This window comes from Vibrio gigantis (assembly GCF_024347515.1).
Lineage (GTDB): Bacteria > Pseudomonadota > Gammaproteobacteria > Enterobacterales > Vibrionaceae > Vibrio > Vibrio gigantis.
On sequence record NZ_AP025492.1, the window covers coordinates 3212232 to 3229934 of the forward strand.

The 17703-nt window shown below is 45.2% G+C and carries 32 protein-coding genes; 2 read left to right on the forward strand and 30 right to left on the reverse strand.

The window, feature by feature from the left end:
* Positions 1–40: 40 nt before the first annotated feature.
* Positions 41–625 carry a LysM-like peptidoglycan-binding domain-containing protein gene (locus tag OCV56_RS14380; RefSeq protein WP_086714253.1) on the reverse strand — a complete coding sequence of 195 codons (585 nt, stop codon included), beginning with the start codon at positions 623–625 and terminating at the stop codon, positions 41–43.
* Between the two features lie 213 nt (positions 626–838).
* Here OCV56_RS14380 and OCV56_RS14385 point away from each other — a divergent pair, with 213 nt between their 5' ends.
* Positions 839–1459, forward strand: coding sequence for an FKBP-type peptidyl-prolyl cis-trans isomerase (locus OCV56_RS14385; protein ID WP_008220519.1), 621 nt, complete (start codon positions 839–841; stop codon positions 1457–1459).
* A gap of 134 nt (positions 1460–1593) precedes the next feature.
* A complete protein-coding gene (locus OCV56_RS14390; protein ID WP_086714252.1) occupies positions 1594–2088 on the forward strand; it encodes a DUF2780 domain-containing protein in 495 nt (164 codons plus the stop codon).
* 326 nt (positions 2089–2414) lie between these two features.
* Here the strand turns inward: OCV56_RS14390 and rplQ are convergent, their stop codons facing one another.
* From rplQ to tuf, 29 genes are all read right to left on the reverse strand, one after another.
* A complete protein-coding gene (rplQ, locus tag OCV56_RS14395; RefSeq protein ID WP_004729812.1) occupies positions 2415–2795 on the reverse strand; it encodes a 50S ribosomal protein L17 in 381 nt (126 codons plus the stop codon).
* 24 nt (positions 2796–2819) lie between these two features.
* Positions 2820–3812, reverse strand: coding sequence for a DNA-directed RNA polymerase subunit alpha (locus OCV56_RS14400; protein ID WP_004729813.1), 993 nt, complete (start codon positions 3810–3812; stop codon positions 2820–2822).
* Between the two features lie 22 nt (positions 3813–3834).
* The gene (gene rpsD / locus OCV56_RS14405) at positions 3835–4455 is read right to left on the reverse strand and encodes a 30S ribosomal protein S4 (protein ID WP_004738777.1); all 621 of its coding nucleotides are present in this window, start codon (positions 4453–4455) and stop codon (positions 3835–3837) included.
* Between the two features lie 31 nt (positions 4456–4486).
* Positions 4487–4876 carry a 30S ribosomal protein S11 gene (gene rpsK, locus OCV56_RS14410; protein ID WP_004738778.1) on the reverse strand — a complete coding sequence of 130 codons (390 nt, stop codon included), beginning with the start codon at positions 4874–4876 and terminating at the stop codon, positions 4487–4489.
* A gap of 19 nt (positions 4877–4895) precedes the next feature.
* A complete protein-coding gene (gene rpsM, locus OCV56_RS14415) occupies positions 4896–5252 on the reverse strand; it encodes a 30S ribosomal protein S13 (RefSeq protein WP_004738779.1) in 357 nt (118 codons plus the stop codon).
* Between the two features lie 148 nt (positions 5253–5400).
* Positions 5401–5514, reverse strand: a complete 114-nt coding sequence (gene rpmJ, locus OCV56_RS14420) for a 50S ribosomal protein L36 (protein ID WP_000868186.1) — start codon at positions 5512–5514, stop codon at positions 5401–5403.
* 41 nt (positions 5515–5555) lie between these two features.
* Entirely contained in the window at positions 5556–6890 is a 1335-nt protein-coding gene (secY, locus tag OCV56_RS14425; protein ID WP_004738781.1) for a preprotein translocase subunit SecY, read from the reverse strand.
* Positions 6891–6910: 20 nt separating this feature from the next.
* On the reverse strand, positions 6911–7345 hold the full coding sequence (gene rplO / locus OCV56_RS14430; protein WP_086714251.1) for a 50S ribosomal protein L15: 435 nt from the start codon (positions 7343–7345) through the stop codon (positions 6911–6913).
* Between the two features lie 5 nt (positions 7346–7350).
* Positions 7351–7527 carry a 50S ribosomal protein L30 gene (gene rpmD / locus OCV56_RS14435; protein ID WP_004736756.1) on the reverse strand — a complete coding sequence of 59 codons (177 nt, stop codon included), beginning with the start codon at positions 7525–7527 and terminating at the stop codon, positions 7351–7353.
* A 7-nt stretch (positions 7528–7534) separates the two neighbouring features.
* On the reverse strand, positions 7535–8035 hold the full coding sequence (rpsE, locus tag OCV56_RS14440) for a 30S ribosomal protein S5 (RefSeq protein ID WP_017061307.1): 501 nt from the start codon (positions 8033–8035) through the stop codon (positions 7535–7537).
* A gap of 14 nt (positions 8036–8049) precedes the next feature.
* Positions 8050–8403: a 50S ribosomal protein L18 gene (gene rplR / locus OCV56_RS14445; protein WP_004738784.1), complete on the reverse strand. Its 354-nt coding sequence runs from the start codon at positions 8401–8403 to the stop codon at positions 8050–8052.
* Positions 8404–8412: 9 nt separating this feature from the next.
* On the reverse strand, positions 8413–8946 hold the full coding sequence (gene rplF / locus OCV56_RS14450; protein ID WP_086714250.1) for a 50S ribosomal protein L6: 534 nt from the start codon (positions 8944–8946) through the stop codon (positions 8413–8415).
* Positions 8947–8956: 10 nt separating this feature from the next.
* Positions 8957–9349, reverse strand: coding sequence for a 30S ribosomal protein S8 (gene rpsH / locus OCV56_RS14455; RefSeq protein ID WP_017061309.1), 393 nt, complete (start codon positions 9347–9349; stop codon positions 8957–8959).
* A gap of 29 nt (positions 9350–9378) precedes the next feature.
* Complete coding sequence (gene rpsN, locus OCV56_RS14460; RefSeq protein WP_004738789.1) at positions 9379–9684, reverse strand: 30S ribosomal protein S14; 306 nt, start codon at positions 9682–9684, stop codon at positions 9379–9381.
* A 16-nt stretch (positions 9685–9700) separates the two neighbouring features.
* Positions 9701–10240, reverse strand: coding sequence for a 50S ribosomal protein L5 (rplE, locus tag OCV56_RS14465; protein WP_004738790.1), 540 nt, complete (start codon positions 10238–10240; stop codon positions 9701–9703).
* Between the two features lie 24 nt (positions 10241–10264).
* Positions 10265–10582, reverse strand: coding sequence for a 50S ribosomal protein L24 (gene rplX / locus OCV56_RS14470; RefSeq protein ID WP_004738792.1), 318 nt, complete (start codon positions 10580–10582; stop codon positions 10265–10267).
* An 11-nt stretch (positions 10583–10593) separates the two neighbouring features.
* Entirely contained in the window at positions 10594–10965 is a 372-nt protein-coding gene (gene rplN, locus OCV56_RS14475; protein WP_004736740.1) for a 50S ribosomal protein L14, read from the reverse strand.
* A 162-nt stretch (positions 10966–11127) separates the two neighbouring features.
* Positions 11128–11382: a 30S ribosomal protein S17 gene (gene rpsQ, locus OCV56_RS14480; RefSeq protein ID WP_004736739.1), complete on the reverse strand. Its 255-nt coding sequence runs from the start codon at positions 11380–11382 to the stop codon at positions 11128–11130.
* The gene (gene rpmC / locus OCV56_RS14485; RefSeq protein ID WP_004736737.1) at positions 11382–11573 is read right to left on the reverse strand and encodes a 50S ribosomal protein L29; all 192 of its coding nucleotides are present in this window, start codon (positions 11571–11573) and stop codon (positions 11382–11384) included. Before rpmC ends, rpsQ begins: the two co-directional genes overlap by 1 nt.
* Positions 11573–11983 carry a 50S ribosomal protein L16 gene (gene rplP, locus OCV56_RS14490; protein ID WP_004736736.1) on the reverse strand — a complete coding sequence of 137 codons (411 nt, stop codon included), beginning with the start codon at positions 11981–11983 and terminating at the stop codon, positions 11573–11575. Before rplP ends, rpmC begins: the two co-directional genes overlap by 1 nt.
* 11 nt (positions 11984–11994) lie before the next feature.
* Complete coding sequence (gene rpsC / locus OCV56_RS14495) at positions 11995–12693, reverse strand: 30S ribosomal protein S3 (RefSeq protein ID WP_004736734.1); 699 nt, start codon at positions 12691–12693, stop codon at positions 11995–11997.
* A gap of 18 nt (positions 12694–12711) precedes the next feature.
* Positions 12712–13044, reverse strand: coding sequence for a 50S ribosomal protein L22 (gene rplV / locus OCV56_RS14500; protein ID WP_004736732.1), 333 nt, complete (start codon positions 13042–13044; stop codon positions 12712–12714).
* A 10-nt stretch (positions 13045–13054) separates the two neighbouring features.
* On the reverse strand, positions 13055–13333 hold the full coding sequence (rpsS, locus tag OCV56_RS14505) for a 30S ribosomal protein S19 (RefSeq protein WP_004736729.1): 279 nt from the start codon (positions 13331–13333) through the stop codon (positions 13055–13057).
* A 19-nt stretch (positions 13334–13352) separates the two neighbouring features.
* Positions 13353–14177 carry a 50S ribosomal protein L2 gene (gene rplB, locus OCV56_RS14510; protein WP_086714249.1) on the reverse strand — a complete coding sequence of 275 codons (825 nt, stop codon included), beginning with the start codon at positions 14175–14177 and terminating at the stop codon, positions 13353–13355.
* Between the two features lie 14 nt (positions 14178–14191).
* A complete protein-coding gene (rplW, locus tag OCV56_RS14515) occupies positions 14192–14494 on the reverse strand; it encodes a 50S ribosomal protein L23 (RefSeq protein WP_004736765.1) in 303 nt (100 codons plus the stop codon).
* A complete protein-coding gene (rplD, locus tag OCV56_RS14520) occupies positions 14491–15093 on the reverse strand; it encodes a 50S ribosomal protein L4 (RefSeq protein WP_004738803.1) in 603 nt (200 codons plus the stop codon). The genes rplW and rplD overlap by 4 nt, the downstream gene beginning before the upstream one ends.
* Positions 15094–15109: 16 nt before the next feature.
* Entirely contained in the window at positions 15110–15739 is a 630-nt protein-coding gene (gene rplC, locus OCV56_RS14525) for a 50S ribosomal protein L3 (RefSeq protein WP_004736763.1), read from the reverse strand.
* A 14-nt stretch (positions 15740–15753) separates the two neighbouring features.
* Positions 15754–16065 carry a 30S ribosomal protein S10 gene (gene rpsJ / locus OCV56_RS14530; RefSeq protein ID WP_004736761.1) on the reverse strand — a complete coding sequence of 104 codons (312 nt, stop codon included), beginning with the start codon at positions 16063–16065 and terminating at the stop codon, positions 15754–15756.
* A gap of 446 nt (positions 16066–16511) precedes the next feature.
* Positions 16512–17696 (reverse strand): elongation factor Tu, encoded by a 1185-nt coding sequence (gene tuf / locus OCV56_RS14535; RefSeq protein ID WP_010435158.1) that lies wholly within the window; start codon positions 17694–17696, stop codon positions 16512–16514.
* Positions 17697–17703: the final 7 nt, after the last annotated feature.

A 17703-nucleotide genomic window follows, 5' to 3' on the forward strand; every position in this document is an offset into this window, starting at 1 on the left:
TCTCGTTCGTACTGTTGAGTTCGTAACTCAAGCAAGATATCTATTTGCTGCGGCCAAAGCCACCATCAGATAAACGGAAGAACATGACTGAGGTGTCGCCCTTCTCTAATTGCAGGATATCAAGTTGTCCGGTCTCAGCTAATTTGAATCGAACTAACTGACCTTTGCGAATTTGGCTGAGTGGTTTGTCTGCCCCTTCAATGCGGACTAGCGCATTTAAATCAGACAGCGATAGATCGTTGTTTCGGAAAACCTGAGCCAAGGTATCACCTTGCTTAACTAGGTACTCCTGCCAATTTTTGTTACTCGGCTCTGATGAGCTACTCTGGGCATTTTGCTGTTCGCTTAAGCCTACGGTGTTTATTTCAAGCTCAACGCGCGATGTTGTTGGAGTAGCATCTACTTTTGGTTCTGGTAGCGGCACAAAAAGTAATATCAGTACGATCGGAGAAATCACCATCAACAGTCTTTGGTGTAACTTCGGCAAAGCACCCCAAGTTTGCGCTGTCGAGGTTTTGATTTTCTTCACATCGATCGAACTCATTTTCGCTTTGACCTGATTCAGTCGATCCTTGAATTCTGCTAAGTGGTCAACTTTCTGCTTTTTCTTTTGACGACGATTCATACCACTGCGTCCTATACATTGAATACCTACAGTATAAAAACCAAAGTACCAACAGTATAGATCTTTCCGTCACAACAAGGCCCAAAGCGAGAAAATTGACATGGCTGTGATTTGGGCACGGTAAAGCGTAAGTGATCAGGGACTAGCCGTTTCTTCAAGCTGCTAATACTGGTATTCTTACCCTTTTCGTACTGACAAAAAGAGTGACTTTTCATGTCTGAAGTAAAATTTGAAACTGTAGAGCAAAAAGCTAGCTACGGTATCGGTCTACAAATGGGCCAACAACTTGCTGGTTCTGGTCTTGAAGGCCTAAACGTTGACGCAATCGCTGCTGGTATCGCAACAGCTCTAGTTGGCGACATGCCTGCTATCGAAGTTGACGAAATCAACAACGCACTACAAGAGCTACACACTCGTGGTGAAGCTGCACGTCAAGAACTAGCTAAAGCTGCAGCTGCTGACGGCGAAGCTTTCCTAGCTGACAACGCTCTTCGTTCAGAAGTAACAGTTCTTGAGTCTGGCCTTCAGTACGAAGTGCTAACTGAAGGTACTGGCGAAATCCCAACTGCAGACAAGCAAGTTCGTGTTCACTACCACGGCGAACTAACTGACGGTACTGTTTTCGACAGCTCTGTATCTCGCGGTCAACCAGCTGAATTCCCAGTAACTGGCGTAATTCAAGGTTGGGTACAAGCTCTACAAATGATGCCTGTTGGCTCTAAGTGGAAGCTATACATCCCTCAAGATCTAGCATACGGTGAGCGTGGCGCAGGTGCTGCAATCCCACCATTTGCAGCTCTAGTATTTGAAGTAGAACTACTAGCGATTCTTTAATTTTTATAAAAACCTTTAGTAAAACAAAATACTATAGGCAAATAAAATTGAAATAATACAACGGCGATGTAACTACATCGCCGTTTTTCGTTTATAGTGAAAGAGTAAATTACTTTATTACTTAAGGACGAATAATGAAGAAAGTACTCATCACAGTTTTAAGCAGCCTCGCTGTTGTCTCTTGCGCTAGCACTAGCGACTCTGAACAAACCAGTTCATCATCAGATACCAACTATTCTCAACTATCGCAAACTGCCCTGATGGCAGCGGTGAATATGTGGTCTCAACAAAATGAAACAACACCACTTGCTGATACTGTTGCTGACCAAGCGTCTGTAACCAGCGATCAAGCTATTGGTGGAATTGGTTCAATGTTGGCGCTTGCACAAAATTCACTTGGCACAGCCGACAATAAAGAACTTGCGACACTTATTCCTGGCATGTCGAGCCTTGAGTCTACAGGTTTATCATCGCTACTAAGCTCACAAAGTGCCGTTGAAAGTGCCTTTTCTAGCCTAGGTATGGACTCATCAATGGTATCTACGTTTGCACCAATCATACTGCAAGCACTGCAATCGCAAGGTGCAACGAGTGGTTTAATGGATTCGTTAGCCGCGATTTGGAAATAGCTAATTAAAAAAGTTGGCGATTGAAATGATAAGAGCACTGCGGTGCTCTTTTTTGTGGGTGTAAGAAACTGAGATACGAGATACGAGATACGAGATACGAGATACGAGATACGAGATACGAGATATTTTTGAATAGTGAAGCAGAGAAGCAGAGAAGCAGAGAAGCAGAGAAGCAGAGAAGCAGAGAAGCAGAGAAGCAGAGAAGCAGAGAAGGCAAGAATAAATGCCAAGCATCGTGGTGCAAGTTTCAATCTTTAAATACACAAAGTCCAGATACAAAAAAGCCGAGCTAATGCTCGGCTTTTGTATTAAGAATCTAGTATAGATTACTCAGCAGCTTCTTCAGCAGCTGGGCGGTCTACAAGCTCAATGTAAGCCATTGGAGCTTTATCACCAGTACGGAAACCACATTTAAGAATGCGAGTGTAACCACCTTGGCGAGCCGCGAAACGCGGGCCTAGTTCATTAAATAGTTTTGCCACAACTTCGTTATCACGAGTGCGAGCAAATGCAAGACGACGGTTAGCAACACTGTCTGTCTTAGCTAGGGTAATCAATGGCTCAATTACGCGACGTAGTTCTTTTGCTTTAGGCACGGTAGTTTTAATAACTTCGTGACGAACAAGAGAGCTAGCCATGTTGCTGAACATCGCTTTGCGATGACTGCTGTTGCGGTTGAGTTGACGACCACTTTTACGATGGCGCATGACCTAATCCTTCTAACTTTTCGATTAATCTTCAGCGATTGACGCTGGTGGCCAGTTTTCTAGACGCATGCCTAGAGAAAGACCACGTGAAGCAAGCACATCTTTAATCTCTGTAAGAGATTTCTTACCAAGGTTTGGCGTTTTAAGTAGCTCAACCTCAGTGCGCTGTACAAGATCACCGATGTAGTGAATCGCTTCTGCTTTCAAACAGTTAGCAGAGCGAACTGTTAGTTCAAGATCGTCTACAGGACGTAGTAGGATAGGATCGAATTCTGGCTTCTCTTCCTTCTCCTCAGGTACACGTACATCACGAAGATCTACGAACGCATCCAGTTGTTCAGCTAAAATAGTAGCTGCACGACGGATTGCTTCCTCAGGTTCTAGAGTACCGTTCGTTTCCATATCGATAACAAGCTTGTCTAAATCAGTACGTTGTTCTACACGTGCCGCTTCTACAGCGTAAGCGATTTTATCAACCGGGCTGTAAGTAGCGTCAACTAGTAGACGACCGATAGGACGCTCATCTTCTTCAGTATGGATACGAGCTGAAGCTGGAACGTAACCACGACCACGTTCTACTTTGATACGCATAGCGATCTCAGCGTTGTCATCCGTTAGGTGACAAATTACGTGCTCAGGGTTAGCGATCTCTACATCACCATCGTGGGTGATGTCACCTGCAACAACAGGGCCTGAGCCTGATTTGTTCAGTGTAATAAACACTTCATCTTTGCCTTCAGCAACGCGTACAGCCAAACCTTTAAGGTTTAGAAGGATTTCCAGGATATCTTCCTGAACGCCTTCTTTAGTGCTGTATTCGTGTAGCACACCTTCAATTTCAACTTCTGTTACGGCACAACCCGGCATAGAAGATAGAAGAATGCGGCGAAGAGCATTACCTAGAGTGTGGCCGAAACCGCGCTCTAATGGCTCAAGAGTTACTTTCGCGTGTGTCGTATTGATCTGTTCAATGTCAACAAGACGCGGCTTAAGAAATTCTGTTACAGAACCCTGCATTGTGTCCTCTCTTTTTTTAACCTTACTTAGAGTAAAGTTCGACGATCAAGTGTTCATTGATGTCAGCTGATAGGTCAGAACGCTCAGGCATACGCTTGAATGTACCTTCCATTTTGCCAGCATCTACTTCAATCCAAGTTGGCTTTTCACGTTGTTCAGCAACTTCTAGAGCCGCTTTAATACGAGATTGCTGTTTAGCTTTCTCGCGGATAGAAACAACGTCGTTTGCCGCTACTTTGAAAGAAGGAACGTTTACAACTTTACCGTTAACTAGAATAGACTTGTGGCTAACTAGTTGACGAGATTCAGCACGAGTAGCGCCAAAGCCCATACGGTAAACTACGTTATCAAGACGACCTTCAAGAAGCTGAAGCAGGTTTGCACCTGTGTTGCCTTTAAGACGTGCAGCTTCTTTGTAGTAGTTGCGGAATTGTTTTTCTAGAACGCCGTAGATACGACGAACTTTTTGCTTCTCACGAAGCTGAACGCCATACTCAGATAGACGACCGCGACGAGCGCCGTGTACACCTGGTGCGTTATCAATTTTACACTTGGTATCGATCGCACGGACACCAGACTTAAGGAATAAGTCAGTACCTTCGCGACGGCTAAGCTTCAGCTTAGGACCCAAATATCTTGCCATGATCTTTCTCCAATATTCCTAGAAACGAAACTTAAACGCGACGTTTCTTAGGTGGACGACAACCGTTATGAGGGATTGGTGTCGCATCAACAATGTTAGTGATACGGAAACCAGCAGCGTTCAGTGCACGAACAGTAGATTCGCGACCTGGACCTGGACCCTTAACCATAACTTCCAAGTTCTTTAGGCCATATTCTTTAGCCATTTCACCACAACGCTCAGCTGCAACTTGTGCTGCGAACGGAGTAGATTTACGAGAACCACGGAAACCTGAACCACCTGCTGTAGCCCATGCAAGAGCGTTGCCTTGACGGTCAGTGATAGTTACGATTGTGTTGTTGAAAGAAGCATGAATGTGCGCTACGCCATCAGCTACTTGCTTGCGTACGCGCTTACGCGCGCGAGTTGGTTGTTTTGCCATTGTACTCTACCTTATCCGACTATTTCTTGATCGGCTTGCGCGGACCCTTACGGGTGCGAGCGTTGGTTTTAGTACGCTGTCCACGTAGTGGTAGACTGCGACGATGACGAAGACCGCGGTAACAGCCAAGGTCCATAAGACGCTTGATGTTCATCGATACTTCACGACGTAGATCACCTTCTACAGTGTACTTAGCTACACCATCACGCAGTTGATCGATCTGCTCTTCAGTTAGTTCACTGATCTTAGCATCTTCAGCAATACCCACTTCAGCTAGAATAGCTTGAGAGCGAGTTTTACCGATACCGTAGATTGCAGTAAGTGCAATTACAGAATGCTTATGATCAGGAATGTTAATGCCGGCTATACGGGCCATTATTCACTCCTAAGGGGTTCATAAAAGAATTATCCGCAGCAAAGCCCGTTATGGATACGCTGCGGCATACTACTTCTTTTGCACGCAAAAGGTAGGCCGAGGAATATACTCGACTCTACCTTGTATTTCAAGTAAAAATTTCTGCTAATTAGCCTTGGCGTTGCTTATGCTTTGGCTCACTGCAAATCACGCGAACGACACCGTTACGCTTGATAACTTTACAGTTACGGCAGATTTTTTTAACGGAAGCACGAACTTTCATTGCTAAACTCCGTAAATGGAATCGAAATTGTTACCACCGAATTAACGGCCGTAACCCTTCAGATTCGCTTTCTTTAACACAGAATCATACTGTTGTGACATCAGATGAGTCTGTACCTGTGCCATGAAATCCATGATAACTACCACTACGATTAGTAGTGATGTGCCGCCAAAGTAGAAACGAACGTTCCACGCGACCATCATGAACTCAGGAATCAGACATATAAAAGTAATGTATAGAGCGCCCGCAAGGGTTAGTCTAGTCATCACTTTATCGATATATTTCGCTGTCTGCTCACCTGGGCGGATACCGGGTACGAATGCACCAGACTTCTTCAAGTTATCAGCTGTTTCACGTGGGTTAAACACCAACGCTGTATAGAAGAAACAGAAGAAGATTATAGCTGCTGCATAAAGCATTACATACAAAGGTTGACCTGGGCTAAGAGCTAATGACACGTCAGTTAACCAACCGAACGCGCTGCTTTCACCATTTTGACCGAACCATTGTGCTAATGTTCCTGGGAACAAAATAATACTTGATGCGAAAATCGCTGGAATAACACCTGCCATATTAATCTTAAGAGGCAAGTGAGAGCTTTGTGCTGCAAAAACTTTACGACCTTGTTGACGTTTCGCATAGTTAACGACGATACGACGTTGACCACGTTCCATGAAAACTACGAAGTAAATAACAGCAAAAGACAATACAGCAATCAACAGCAGAAGAAGCACATGCAATTCACCTTGACGCGCTTGCTCGATTGTTTGACCGATTGCAGAAGGCAATCCAGCAACAATACCTGCAAAAATCAGAATGGAAATACCATTACCGATTCCTCGCTCAGTGATTTGTTCACCTAACCACATTAAGAACATGGTACCAGTTACTAAACTCACGGTAGCAATAAGCGTAAACATGGTTTGGTTGATAACAACCAGATTGTCGACCATGTTTGGTAAGCCTGTTGCGATACCAATAGCTTGGAATGTTGCAAGTACAAGCGTGCCGTAGCGTGTATATTGGCTTATCTTACGACGGCCTGCTTCACCCTCTTTCTTGAGTTCCGCTAACGCTGGATGAACTACAGTTAGCAATTGGACTACGATCGATGCCGAAATGTACGGCATGATACCCAATGCTAATATAGATGCACGCTCAAGAGCACCACCGGAGAACATGTTAAACATTTCAACGATGGTACCTTTTTGCTGATCGAACAAATCGGCAAGTACAGCTGCGTCAATACCAGGGATCGGCACAAAAGAGCCGGCTCGGAATACTAAAAGTGCACCAATTACGAATAATAAGCGCGACTTTAGTTCACTTAAGCCGCTCTGAGCACTACGAAAATCTTGTCCTGGTTTCTTAGCCATCTGTACCTCGTTCCTCGAGATTATTCCTCGATTTTACCGCCTGCAGCTTCGATTGCAGCTTTAGCGCCTTTAGTCACGCGTTGACCTTTAACAGTCACAGCTTTGCTTAGGTCACCAGAAAGAACGATCTTAACAAATTCGATGTTCTTAGTGATAACGTTAGCAGCTTTAAGGCTGTTAAGATCAACTACGTCACCTGTTACTTTCGCTAGCTCAGCTAGACGAACTTCAGCAGACACTAGGCTCTTACGAGAAGTGAAACCGAATTTAGGTAGACGTTGTTTTAGAGGCATTTGACCGCCTTCAAAACCTGGACGAACAGAGCCGCCAGAACGTGACTTTTGACCTTTGTGACCGCGGCCACCTGTTTTACCAAGGCCAGAACCGATACCACGACCTACACGCTTCTTAGAAGGTTTAGAGCCAGCAGCCGGTGATAGAGTATTCAAACGCATTCTGATTACTCCTCAATCTTAACCATGTAGTAAACCTTGTTGATCATACCGCGTACGCACGGTGTATCTTCAAGTTCTACTGTATGGTTGATGCGACGAAGACCTAGACCTTTAAGACACGCTTTGTGCTTAGGTAGGCGACCAATTGAGCTTTTAGTTTGAGTTACTTTAATAGTTGCCATCGTGTGCTTACTCCGAAATAGATTCAACAGTTAGACCACGTTTAGCAGCAACCATTTCTGGTGACTTAACGTCTACTAGAGCACCAATCGTTGCACGAACGATGTTGATCGGGTTCGTTGAACCGTATGCTTTAGAAAGTACGTTATGTACGCCCGCAACTTCAAGTACAGCACGCATTGCACCACCGGCAATAACACCTGTACCTTCTGCAGCTGGCTGCATGTAAACTTTAGAGCCCGAATGACGACCTTTCACCGGGTGGTGAAGAGTGCCTTCGTTTAGCGATACTGTAACCATGTTACGGCGCGCTTTTTCCATTGCTTTTTGAATCGCAGCAGGTACTTCACGAGCTTTGCCGTAACCGAAACCTACGCGACCGTTACCGTCACCAACTACTGTTAGTGCAGTAAAGCTCATGATTCGACCACCTTTAACCGTCTTAGATACACGGTTAACAGCGATCAGCTTTTCTTGCAAATCATTAGCTTGTTGTTGTTCTTTAGCCATCTTCCAACCCTACCTTAGAATTTCAGACCAGCTTCGCGAGCAGATTCTGCTAGCGCCGCTACTCGACCGTGGTATTGGAAACCAGAACGATCAAATGCAACTGAAGCTACGCCTTTTTCAAGAGCGCGCTCAGCAACAGCTTTACCAACTGCTTTAGCTGCATCAACGTTACCAGTGTTCTTAACTTGCTCACGGATCGCTTTTTCTACAGTAGAAGCAGCTGCGATAACCTCAGAGCCGTTTGCCGCGATAACTTGTGCGTAAACATGGCGAGGAGTACGGTGTACTACCAGGCGAGTTGCACCAAGTTCTGCAATCTTACGACGTGCACGTGTAGCACGACGGATGCGAGATGCTTTCTTATCCATAGTGATACCTTACTTCTTCTTAGCTTCTTTAGTACGCACATTTTCATCTGCGTAACGAACACCTTTACCTTTGTAAGGTTCAGGAGCACGGTAAGAACGAATGTCAGCCGCAACTTGACCTACTACTTGCTTATCGCAACCAGTAATGATGATCTCAGTTTGGCTAGGGCACTCAGCTTTAATACCTTCAGGTAGAGCGTGCTCTACTGGGTGAGAAAAACCAAGAGTTAGAGCTACAGAGTTGCCTTTCATAGCAGCACGGTAACCAACACCCTTAAGAGTTAGCTTCTTAGTGAAGCCCTCAGTAACACCCACAACCATGTTGTTAACTAGAGCGCGAGCTGTACCAGCTTGTGCCCATGCGTTAGCAACACCTTCTTTCGGACCGAAAGTAAGGTTAGTTTCTTCCTGTGCAATAACTACGGCGCTGTTAAGAACGCGAGTAAGCTCACCTTTGCTACCTTTTACAGTAACTTCTTGGCCGTTTAGTTTCACCTCTACGCCAGCTGGAATAGCGACAGGTGCTTTAGCAACACGAGACATAATCTACTCCTTAAGCTACGTAACAGATGATTTCACCGCCAAGACCTGCTTTACGAGCAGCACGGTCAGACATCAGACCCTTGGAAGTAGAAACAACTGCAATACCAAGACCACCCATCACTGTAGGTAAAGAGTCTTTATTTTTATAAACTCTTAGACCAGGACGTGATACACGCTTGATTTGCTCGATTACAGGTTTAGCTTGGAAGTACTTAAGAGTAACTTCTAGCTCAGGTTTTGCTTCGCTGTTAACAGCGAAGTCTACGATGTAACCTTCAGCTTTAAGTAATGCAGCAATTGCAACTTTAAGCTTTGAAGAAGGCATTTTTACAGCAACTTTGTTTGCTGCCTGACCGTTACGAACTCGGGTCAGCATATCCGAAATCGGATCTTGCATGCTCATAAGATTTACTCCAAATGATTAAGTGGCAATTACCAGCTAGCCTTACGAAGACCCGGAATCTCGCCTTTCATGCAAGCTTCACGAACCTTAATGCGGCTTAGACCGAATTTACGTAGGTAACCGTGTGGACGACCAGTTTGGTTGCAACGGTTGCGCTGACGTGATGCACTTGAATCACGTGGAAGAGATTGCAGTTTAAGAACCGCATTCCAACGATCTTCTTCAGATGCGTTTACATCGCTAATGATAACTTTTAGCGCAGAACGCTTTTCAGCGAACTTAGCTACTAGTTTTGCACGTTTAGCTTCACGTGCTTTCATTGATTGTTTAGCCATAACAGTAACCCTACCCTTACTTACGGAATGGGAAGTTAAAGGCAGCCAGCAGAGCTCGGCCTTCCTCATCGGAACCCGCTGAAGTCGTGATAGTGATATCAAGACCGCGGACACGATCGACTTTATCGTAGTCGATTTCCGGAAAGATGATTTGCTCGCGAACGCCCATGCTGTAGTTACCGCGACCGTCAAAAGACTTAGCGCTAACACCACGGAAATCACGTACACGTGGAAGTGCGATAGAGATTAAACGCTCTAAAAATTCCCACATGCGCTCACCACGCAAGGTTACTTTACAACCAATTGGGTAGCCTTCACGAATTTTGAAACCAGCTACAGATTTACGCGCTTTAGTGATAAGTGGCTTTTGACCAGAGATCGTTGCCATATCAGCTGCTGCGTTTTCTAGCAGTTTCTTATCGTTGATTGCTTCACCAACGCCCATGTTTAGGGTGATTTTCTCAATCCTAGGGACTTGCATGACGCTTGTGTAGCTGAACTCTTTGGTAAGCTCAGCGACTACAGACGACTTGTAGTAATCATGCAGTTTCGCCATAGTAGAACTCCAAATTACTTCTAATTAGTTAGAAACAGTTTCGCCGTTAGATTTGAAGAAACGAACTTTCTTGCCATCTTCGATACGGAAACCGATACGGTCTGCTTTACCAGTAGCCGCGTTAAAAACAGCAACGTTAGAAGCATCAATAGCTGCTTCTTGTTCAACGATGCCACCTTGTTGACCTAGAGCCGGAACCGGCTTTTGGTGTTTCTTAACAAGGTTGATGCCTTCAACGATAACTTTACCAGTTGTCAGAACCTTAGTTACTTTACCTTTCTTGCCTTTATCTTTACCAGCAAGAATGATTACTTCGTCATTACGACGGATTTTAGCTGCCATATTGCCGCTCCTTACAGAACTTCAGGTGCTAGTGATACAATCTTCATGAATTTCGCGTTACGAAGTTCACGAGTCACAGGACCAAAGATACGTGTGCCGACTGGTTGCTCAGTAGTGTCATTTAACAATACACAAGCATTACTGTCGAAGCGAATGACAGAACCGTCTGGGCGACGAACGCCTTTACGGGTGCGCACTACTACCGCCTTCAGAACATCACCTTTCTTTACTTTACCGCGAGGAATCGCTTCCTTCACTGTAACCTTGATGACGTCACCGATATGTGCATAACGGCGGTGAGAGCCACCCAGAACCTTAATACACATTACCTTGCGCGCGCCAGAGTTATCTGCTGCGTCAAGTGTACTTTGCATCTGGATCATTGTTAGTGCTCCGCTAAATATTAAAACTAGACCCTCTCGGGTCGGGCTGCCTCTTTAAAAGGGACGCGAATTGTACCACCCTTTTTTTAAATTGGGTAGACAAAAAACAAGCGGCTCCAAAAAATAATTTGGAGCCGCTTATAAGTTATAGAATTACAAAGATTAAATCTTCGCTTTTTCTAGAACTTTAACCAATGTCCAAGACTTAGTCTTAGACAGAGGACGACACTCAGCGATTTCAACTTTGTCGCCTAGGCCACAAGTGTTGTCTTCGTCGTGTGCGTGTACTTTAGTCGTGCGTTTGATGAACTTACCGTAAATTGGGTGTTTTACAGTACGTTCAATAGCAACAACGATAGACTTGTCCATCTTGTCACTTACTACACGGCCTTGCTGGATGCGGTTAGTTTCGCTCATTATGCGCCTGCCTTTTCAGTCAAAACAGTTTTCACACGTGCGATGTCACGGCGTACAGCTTTTAGAGTATGAGTTTGCTGTAGCTGACCAGTTGCAGCTTGCATGCGCAAGTTGAACTGTTCACGTAGCAAATTCAATAGCTCAGCGTTAAGCTCTTCAACGTTCTTTTCGCGTAGATCTTGTGCTTTCATCACATCACCTGCTTAGTTACAAAAGTAGTTTTAACAGGCAGTTTACGTGCCGCTAGGCGGAACGCTTCACGTGCCAACTCTTCAGGTACGCCATTCATCTCGTACATAACTTTGCCTGGTTGGATTTGAGCAACCCAGTACGCAACTGAACCTTTACCTTTACCTTGACGAACTTCAAGAGGCTTTTCAGTAATCGGCTTGTCTGGGAATACACGGATCCAGATTTGACCTTGACGCTTAATGTGACGTGTCATAGCACGACGTGCCGCTTCGATTTGACGTGCAGTCAGACGACCACGGCCAACAGCTTTAAGACCGAATTCGCCGAAGCTTACTTCAGTACCTTTAGCTAGACCACGGTTACGACCAGTCATAACCTTGCGGAACTTAGTACGTTTTGGTTGTAGCATCGTTCGACTCCTTACTTACGGCCTTTACGCTGCTTCTTAGGCTTATCGCCTTTTGGCTCTACTGCGTTAGCAGCTGGCATACCGCCTAGAATCTCACCTTTGAAGATCCAAACTTTAATGCCGATCACACCGTATTGAGTGTGAGCCGAAGAAGTTGCGTAATCAATGTCTGCACGTAGAGTGTGTAGAGGCACACGGCCTTCACGGTACCACTCAGAACGTGCGATTTCAGCACCGCCAAGACGGCCGCCTACTTGTACTTTGATGCCTTTAGCGCCTAGACGCATAGCATTTTGTACCGCACGCTTCATTGCACGACGGAACATAACACGACGCTCTAGTTGAGACGCGATGCTATCAGCTACAAGCTGACCATCTAGCTCAGGCTTACGTACTTCAGCGATGTTAATTTGCGCTGGTACACCTGCGATTTTAGCTACAGCTGCGCGTAGCTTCTCTACGTCTTCACCTTTCTTACCGATAACAACGCCAGGACGAGCAGTGTGAATAGTCACACGGATGCTCTTAGCTGGACGCTCGATAACGATACGAGATAATGATGCTTTTTGTAGTTCCTTTGTAAGGAACTGACGTACCTTGAAGTCGCCGTCTAGGTTGTCAGCGAATTCGTTGGTATTAGCAAACCATGTAGCATTCCAAGGCTTAACGATGCCAAGACGAATACCATTAGGATGTACTTTCTGACCCATTGCTTACTCTCCTAGTCTTTAGCGATCTGCTACAACAATAGTGATGTGGCTTGAACGCTTCAAGATACGATCCGCACGACCTTTAGCACGAGGCATAATACGCTTCATGATAGGGCCCTCATCTACGAAGATTTTAGCGACATTTAGATCGTCGATATCTGCACCTTCGTTATGTTCCGCGTTAGCGATAGCTGACTCAAGAACCTTCTTAACTAATACAGCAGCTTTTTTGTTGCTGAAAGTTAGAATTTCTAGAGCTTGGTCTACCGACTTACCGCGAATTTGGTCTGCAACTAAGCGAGCTTTCTGTGGAGAAATACGAGCAAAGTTATGTTTAGCTAAAGCTTCCATCATCTACTCCTTATTTCTTCTTAGCTTTCTTATCTGCAGCATGACCGCGATAAGTACGAGTTGGTGCAAATTCGCCCAGTTTGTGACCGATCATTTCTTCGGTAACGAAAACTGGAACGTGCTGACGACCATTATGGACAGCGATGGTCAAACCAATCATTGTTGGGATGATCATTGAGCGACGGGACCAAGTCTTAATAGGCTTTTTGTCTCCGCTTTCCACCGCTTTCTCTACCTTCTTCAGCAAGTGTAGGTCAATAAAAGGACCTTTCTTGAGAGAACGTGGCATGGCGATTCCTCTTTATAAATTATTTAGTGCGACGACGTACGATGTACTTGTCAGTGCGCTTGTTCTTACGAGTCTTGAAGCCCTTAGTAGGAACGCCCCAAGGAGAAACTGGGTGACGACCACCAGATGTGCGGCCTTCACCACCACCATGTGGGTGATCCACCGGGTTCATTACTACACCACGTACGGTTGGACGTACGCCGCGCCAGCGTGAAGCACCAGCTTTACCAAGTTCACGTAGCATATGCTCAGAGTTACCAACTTCACCGATCGTTGCACGACCTTCAGAAAGTACTTTGCGCATTTCACCAGAACGTAGACGGATAGTTACGTATGCACCATCGCGAGCGATGATTTGAGCATAAGCACCAGCCGAACGAGCTAGTTGAGCACCTTTACCAGGTTTAAGTTCAACACAGTGTACAGTAGAACCTACTGGGATGTTGCGCATCGGCAGAGTGTTACCTGCTTTGATTGCAGCATCTACGCCAGATTGGATCTGGTCGCCTGCGTTAATACCTTTAGGTGCAATGATGTAACGACGCTCACCGTCTGCGTACAGAACTAGAGCGATGTTAGCACTACGGTTTGGATCGTATTCTAGACGCTCAACTTTCGCTGGGATGCCATCTTTAGTACGTTTGAAGTCAATTACACGGTAGTGGTGCTTGTGACCACCGCCGATGTGACGTACTGTAATACGACCGTTGTTGTTACGACCACCGTTCTTAGAGTTTTTCTCTAGAAGTGGTGCGTATGGCTTACCCTTGTGTAGGTCAGCGTTAACAACTTTAACGACGTGACGACGACCAGGGGAAGTCGGCTTACATTTAACAATAGCCATTTTTACTACTCCTGTTATTCCGCGCCGCCAACGAAGTCAAGATCTTGACCTTCTTTCAAAGTAACGTAGGCTTTCTTAACGTCTGAACGACGGCCTTCACGCATACCTTGACGTTTGGTCTTACCCTTTAATACAAGAGTATTTACAGACTTAACTTCAACTTCAAATAGCTTTTCTACAGCTGCTTTGATCTCTTTCTTAGTTGCATCTTTAGCTACTTTGAAAACGATAGTGTTCGCTTTCTCAGCTGCCATAGTTGCTTTTTCAGAGATGTGCGGAGCACGTAGAACTTTTAAGATACGCTCTTCAGTGATCATGCTAGCATCTCCTCAACTTGCTTAACTGCGTCAGCAGTCATTAGAACCTTGTCGAAAGCGATTAGTGATACTGGATCAACACCAGCAACATCACGTGCATCTACTTTGTATAGGTTACGAGCAGCTAAGAATAGATTTTCATCTACTTCGCCAGTCACAATCAGAACGTCGCTTAGCTCAAGCTCTTTAAGCTTAGCTACAAGTTCTTTTGTTTTTGGTGCTTCTACAGAGAAGTTATCAACAACGATTAAACGCTCTTGACGAACTAGCTCAGAAAGAATGCTCTTCATAGCACCGCGGTACATTTTTTTGTTTACTTTTTGGCTGTGATCTTGTGGTTTCGCAGCAAAAGTAACACCACCTGTACGCCAGATTGGGCTACGAATTGTACCAGCACGTGCGCGGCCAGTACCTTTTTGACGCCATGGCTTAGCGCCACCGCCAGATACTTCAGAACGAGTCTTTTGAGCACGAGTACCTTGACGAGCACCTGCTGCATATGCAACAACTACTTGGTGTACAAGAGCTTCGTTGAAGTCACGTCCGAAAGTAGTCTCGGAAACAGTTAGTGCATCAGCACCTTTAACCATCAATTCCATTACTTACTCCTAGACGTTATGCTTTAACAGCAGGTTTTACGATCACGTTTCCGCCTGTTGAGCCCGGTACTGCACCTTTAATAAGGAGTAGATTGCGCTCAGCGTCAACACGTACGATCTCTAGGTTTTGAGTCGTTACACGCTCAGCACCCATGTGACCTGCCATTTTCTTGCCTTTAAACACGCGGCCTGGAGTTTGACATTGGCCAATTGAACCCGGTGCGCGGTGAGACAAAGAGTTACCGTGAGTCATATCTTGAGTAGAGAAGTTCCAACGCTTGATAGCGCCTTGGAAGCCTTTACCTTTAGATGTACCAGTAACGTCTACTTTTTTAATTTCGTTGAAAAGTTCTACGTTTAGCTCAGCGCCAACTTCAAACTCTTCGCCGTTTTCTAAACGGAATTCCCAAAGACCGCGACCTGCTTCTACACCCGCTTTCGCGAAGTGACCAGCTTCAGGTTTAGTTACACGGTTAGCTTTCTTAGCACCAGTAGTTACTTGGATTGCTGCGTAGCCGTCTGTCTCAAGAGTTTTAACTTGAGAAATACGGTTCGCTTCAACCTCAACAACAGTTACTGGGATAGAAACGCCTTCTTCAGTAAATACGCGGGTCATACCCACTTTACGTCCGACTAGACCAATCATTATTCTTATCTCCCTTAACCTAGGCTGATTTGAACATCAACGCCAGCTGCAAGATCAAGACGCATTAGAGCATCAACAGTTTTATCTGTTGGCTCAACGATGTCGATCAAACGCTTGTGAGTACGAATTTCGTACTGGTCACGTGCATCTTTGTTGACGTGTGGAGAGGTAAGAACAGTGAAACGCTCTTTACGAGTAGGTAGTGGAATAGGACCACGAACCTGTGCGCCAGTACGTTTTGCTGTTTCAACGATTTCCGCAGTTGAAGCATCGATTAGCTTGTAATCAAACGCTTTAAGGCGGATACGAATACGTTGGTTCTGCATGAGACAGAGCTCCAATTATTAAAAATTACACAAACAATATCGCCACTCAAGCTCGATAAGACGAGAGAATGCCGATTGATTTATGTGAAACCGTAGCATCCAAAATTAGGACGCATTGTCAGTTAACTTTTGAAGCAAACAAGAAGTTTACTATTTTTATTAACCGCGAACATAAGCTGAGTATACATTACTAGGTAAGACCTACTCCTCAGTGCTCATTGGTTCACAACCAGCGTTAGCCAGTGCGATGCATTATACAGATCACACTTTAGTATGCAAGTGGTGTTGGAAAAATAATCGGAATTTATTGGAGATTGGTTTTGTATTAACAGGGAAGAAAATAAGTGAGAGGTAAGATTTCTTTCGATAAAACAAAAGGGAAGCCGAAGCTTCCCTTTTCAGATGCGTGCTCTTCTAATGAAGAGTGTGCAAAAATCTAAATGCTATTAAGCGAAGATTTTAGCTACAACACCAGCACCAACTGTACGGCCACCTTCGCGGATTGCGAAACGTAGACCTTCGTCCATTGCGATTGGAGCGATTAGCTCAACAGTCATTTGAACGTTGTCACCTGGCATTACCATTTCTACGCCTTCTGGTAGAGTGATGTCGCCTGTTACGTCAGTTGTACGGAAGTAGAACTGTGGACGGTAACCTTTGAAGAAAGGAGTGTGACGGCCGCCTTCGTCTTTAGAAAGTACGTATACTTCAGACTCAAACTTAGTGTGTGGGTTGATAGAACCTTTCGCAGAAAGTACTTGACCACGTTCAACGTCATCACGCTTAGTACCACGTAGAAGTGCACCAACGTTCTCACCTGCACGACCTTCGTCAAGCAGTTTACGGAACATTTCAACACCAGTACAAGTAGTAAGAGTAGTCTCTTTGATACCAACGATTTCTACTTCGTCACCTACACGTAGGATACCGCGCTCGATACGACCAGTTACAACAGTACCACGACCTTGAATTGAGAATACATCTTCAATTGGTAGTAGGAACGGTTGGTCTACTGCACGCTCTGGCTCAGGAATGTAAGAATCTAGTGCTTCTGCAAGCTCAACGATCTTGTCTTCCCACTGCTTCTCGCCGTTTAGTGCGCCAAGTGCAGAACCTTGGATAACTGGTAGGTCATCACCTGGGAAGTCGTATTCAGAAAGAAGTTCACGAACTTCCATCTCAACTAGCTCAAGTAGCTCTTCGTCATCAACCATGTCACATTTGTTCATGAATACGATGATGTAAGGGATACCAACTTGACGACCAAGTAGGATGTGCTCACGAGTTTGAGGCATAGGGCCGTCAGTCGCAGCAACAACTAGGATACCGCCGTCCATTTGTGCAGCACCAGTGATCATGTTTTTAACATAATCCGCGTGTCCTGGACAGTCTACGTGTGCGTAGTGACGTGCTGGAGTGTCGTACTCAACGTGAGAAGTTGCGATTGTGATACCGCGCTCACGCTCTTCTGGAGCGTTATCGATAGATGCGAAATCTTTAGCAACACCGCCGTACACTTTTGCAAGAGTAGTACAGATAGCAGCAGTTAGAGTTGTTTTACCGTGGTCAACGTGGCCGATAGTACCAACGTTTACGTGCGGTTTCGTACGTTCAAATTTTTCTTTAGACACAATCGTG

Coding starts and splice junctions, on each gene's coding strand:
- rplB (WP_086714249.1), bottom strand. CDS start 14,177: ATGGCTATTGTTAAATGTAAGCCGACTTCCCCTGGTCGTCGTCACGTC.
- secY (WP_004738781.1), bottom strand. CDS start 6,890: ATGGCTAAGAAACCAGGACAAGATTTTCGTAGTGCTCAGAGCGGCTTA.
- rpmC (WP_004736737.1), bottom strand. CDS start 11,573: ATGAAAGCACAAGATCTACGCGAAAAGAACGTTGAAGAGCTTAACGCT.
- rplD (WP_004738803.1), bottom strand. CDS start 15,093: ATGGAATTGATGGTTAAAGGTGCTGATGCACTAACTGTTTCCGAGACT.
- rpsS (WP_004736729.1), bottom strand. CDS start 13,333: ATGCCACGTTCTCTCAAGAAAGGTCCTTTTATTGACCTACACTTGCTG.
- rplR (WP_004738784.1), bottom strand. CDS start 8,403: ATGGATAAGAAAGCATCTCGCATCCGTCGTGCTACACGTGCACGTCGT.
- rpsM (WP_004738779.1), bottom strand. CDS start 5,252: ATGGCCCGTATAGCCGGCATTAACATTCCTGATCATAAGCATTCTGTA.
- OCV56_RS14380 (WP_086714253.1), bottom strand. CDS start 625: ATGAATCGTCGTCAAAAGAAAAAGCAGAAAGTTGACCACTTAGCAGAA.
- rpsH (WP_017061309.1), bottom strand. CDS start 9,349: ATGAGCATGCAAGATCCGATTTCGGATATGCTGACCCGAGTTCGTAAC.
- rpsD (WP_004738777.1), bottom strand. CDS start 4,455: ATGGCAAGATATTTGGGTCCTAAGCTGAAGCTTAGCCGTCGCGAAGGT.
- rpmD (WP_004736756.1), bottom strand. CDS start 7,527: ATGGCAACTATTAAAGTAACTCAAACTAAAAGCTCAATTGGTCGCCTA.
- rplC (WP_004736763.1), bottom strand. CDS start 15,739: ATGATTGGTCTAGTCGGACGTAAAGTGGGTATGACCCGCGTATTTACT.
- rpmJ (WP_000868186.1), bottom strand. CDS start 5,514: ATGAAAGTTCGTGCTTCCGTTAAAAAAATCTGCCGTAACTGTAAAGTT.
- rplN (WP_004736740.1), bottom strand. CDS start 10,965: ATGATCCAGATGCAAAGTACACTTGACGCAGCAGATAACTCTGGCGCG.
- rplE (WP_004738790.1), bottom strand. CDS start 10,240: ATGGCGAAACTGCATGATTACTACAAGTCGTCTGTAGTCGCTGAGCTT.
- OCV56_RS14400 (WP_004729813.1), bottom strand. CDS start 3,812: ATGCAGGGTTCTGTAACAGAATTTCTTAAGCCGCGTCTTGTTGACATT.
- rplQ (WP_004729812.1), bottom strand. CDS start 2,795: ATGCGCCATCGTAAAAGTGGTCGTCAACTCAACCGCAACAGCAGTCAT.
- rpsN (WP_004738789.1), bottom strand. CDS start 9,684: ATGGCTAAACAATCAATGAAAGCACGTGAAGCTAAACGTGCAAAACTA.
- rplV (WP_004736732.1), bottom strand. CDS start 13,044: ATGGAAGCTTTAGCTAAACATAACTTTGCTCGTATTTCTCCACAGAAA.
- OCV56_RS14390 (WP_086714252.1), top strand. CDS start 1,594: ATGAAGAAAGTACTCATCACAGTTTTAAGCAGCCTCGCTGTTGTCTCT.
- rplW (WP_004736765.1), bottom strand. CDS start 14,494: ATGATCACTGAAGAGCGTATCTTAAAAGTTCTACGTGCTCCGCACATC.
- rpsK (WP_004738778.1), bottom strand. CDS start 4,876: ATGGCAAAACAACCAACTCGCGCGCGTAAGCGCGTACGCAAGCAAGTA.
- rplP (WP_004736736.1), bottom strand. CDS start 11,983: ATGCTACAACCAAAACGTACTAAGTTCCGCAAGGTTATGACTGGTCGT.
- rpsC (WP_004736734.1), bottom strand. CDS start 12,693: ATGGGTCAGAAAGTACATCCTAATGGTATTCGTCTTGGCATCGTTAAG.
- rpsQ (WP_004736739.1), bottom strand. CDS start 11,382: ATGAGCGAAACTAACCGCATCCAGCAAGGCCGTGTAGTAAGTGACAAG.
- rpsJ (WP_004736761.1), bottom strand. CDS start 16,065: ATGCAGAACCAACGTATTCGTATCCGCCTTAAAGCGTTTGATTACAAG.
- rplX (WP_004738792.1), bottom strand. CDS start 10,582: ATGGCAGCTAAAATCCGTCGTAATGACGAAGTAATCATTCTTGCTGGT.
- rpsE (WP_017061307.1), bottom strand. CDS start 8,035: ATGGCTAAAGAACAACAACAAGCTAATGATTTGCAAGAAAAGCTGATC.
- OCV56_RS14385 (WP_008220519.1), top strand. CDS start 839: ATGTCTGAAGTAAAATTTGAAACTGTAGAGCAAAAAGCTAGCTACGGT.
- rplF (WP_086714250.1), bottom strand. CDS start 8,946: ATGTCTCGTGTTGCTAAAGCACCTGTCGCTATTCCAGCTGGCGTAGAG.
- rplO (WP_086714251.1), bottom strand. CDS start 7,345: ATGCGTTTGAATACTCTATCACCGGCTGCTGGCTCTAAACCTTCTAAG.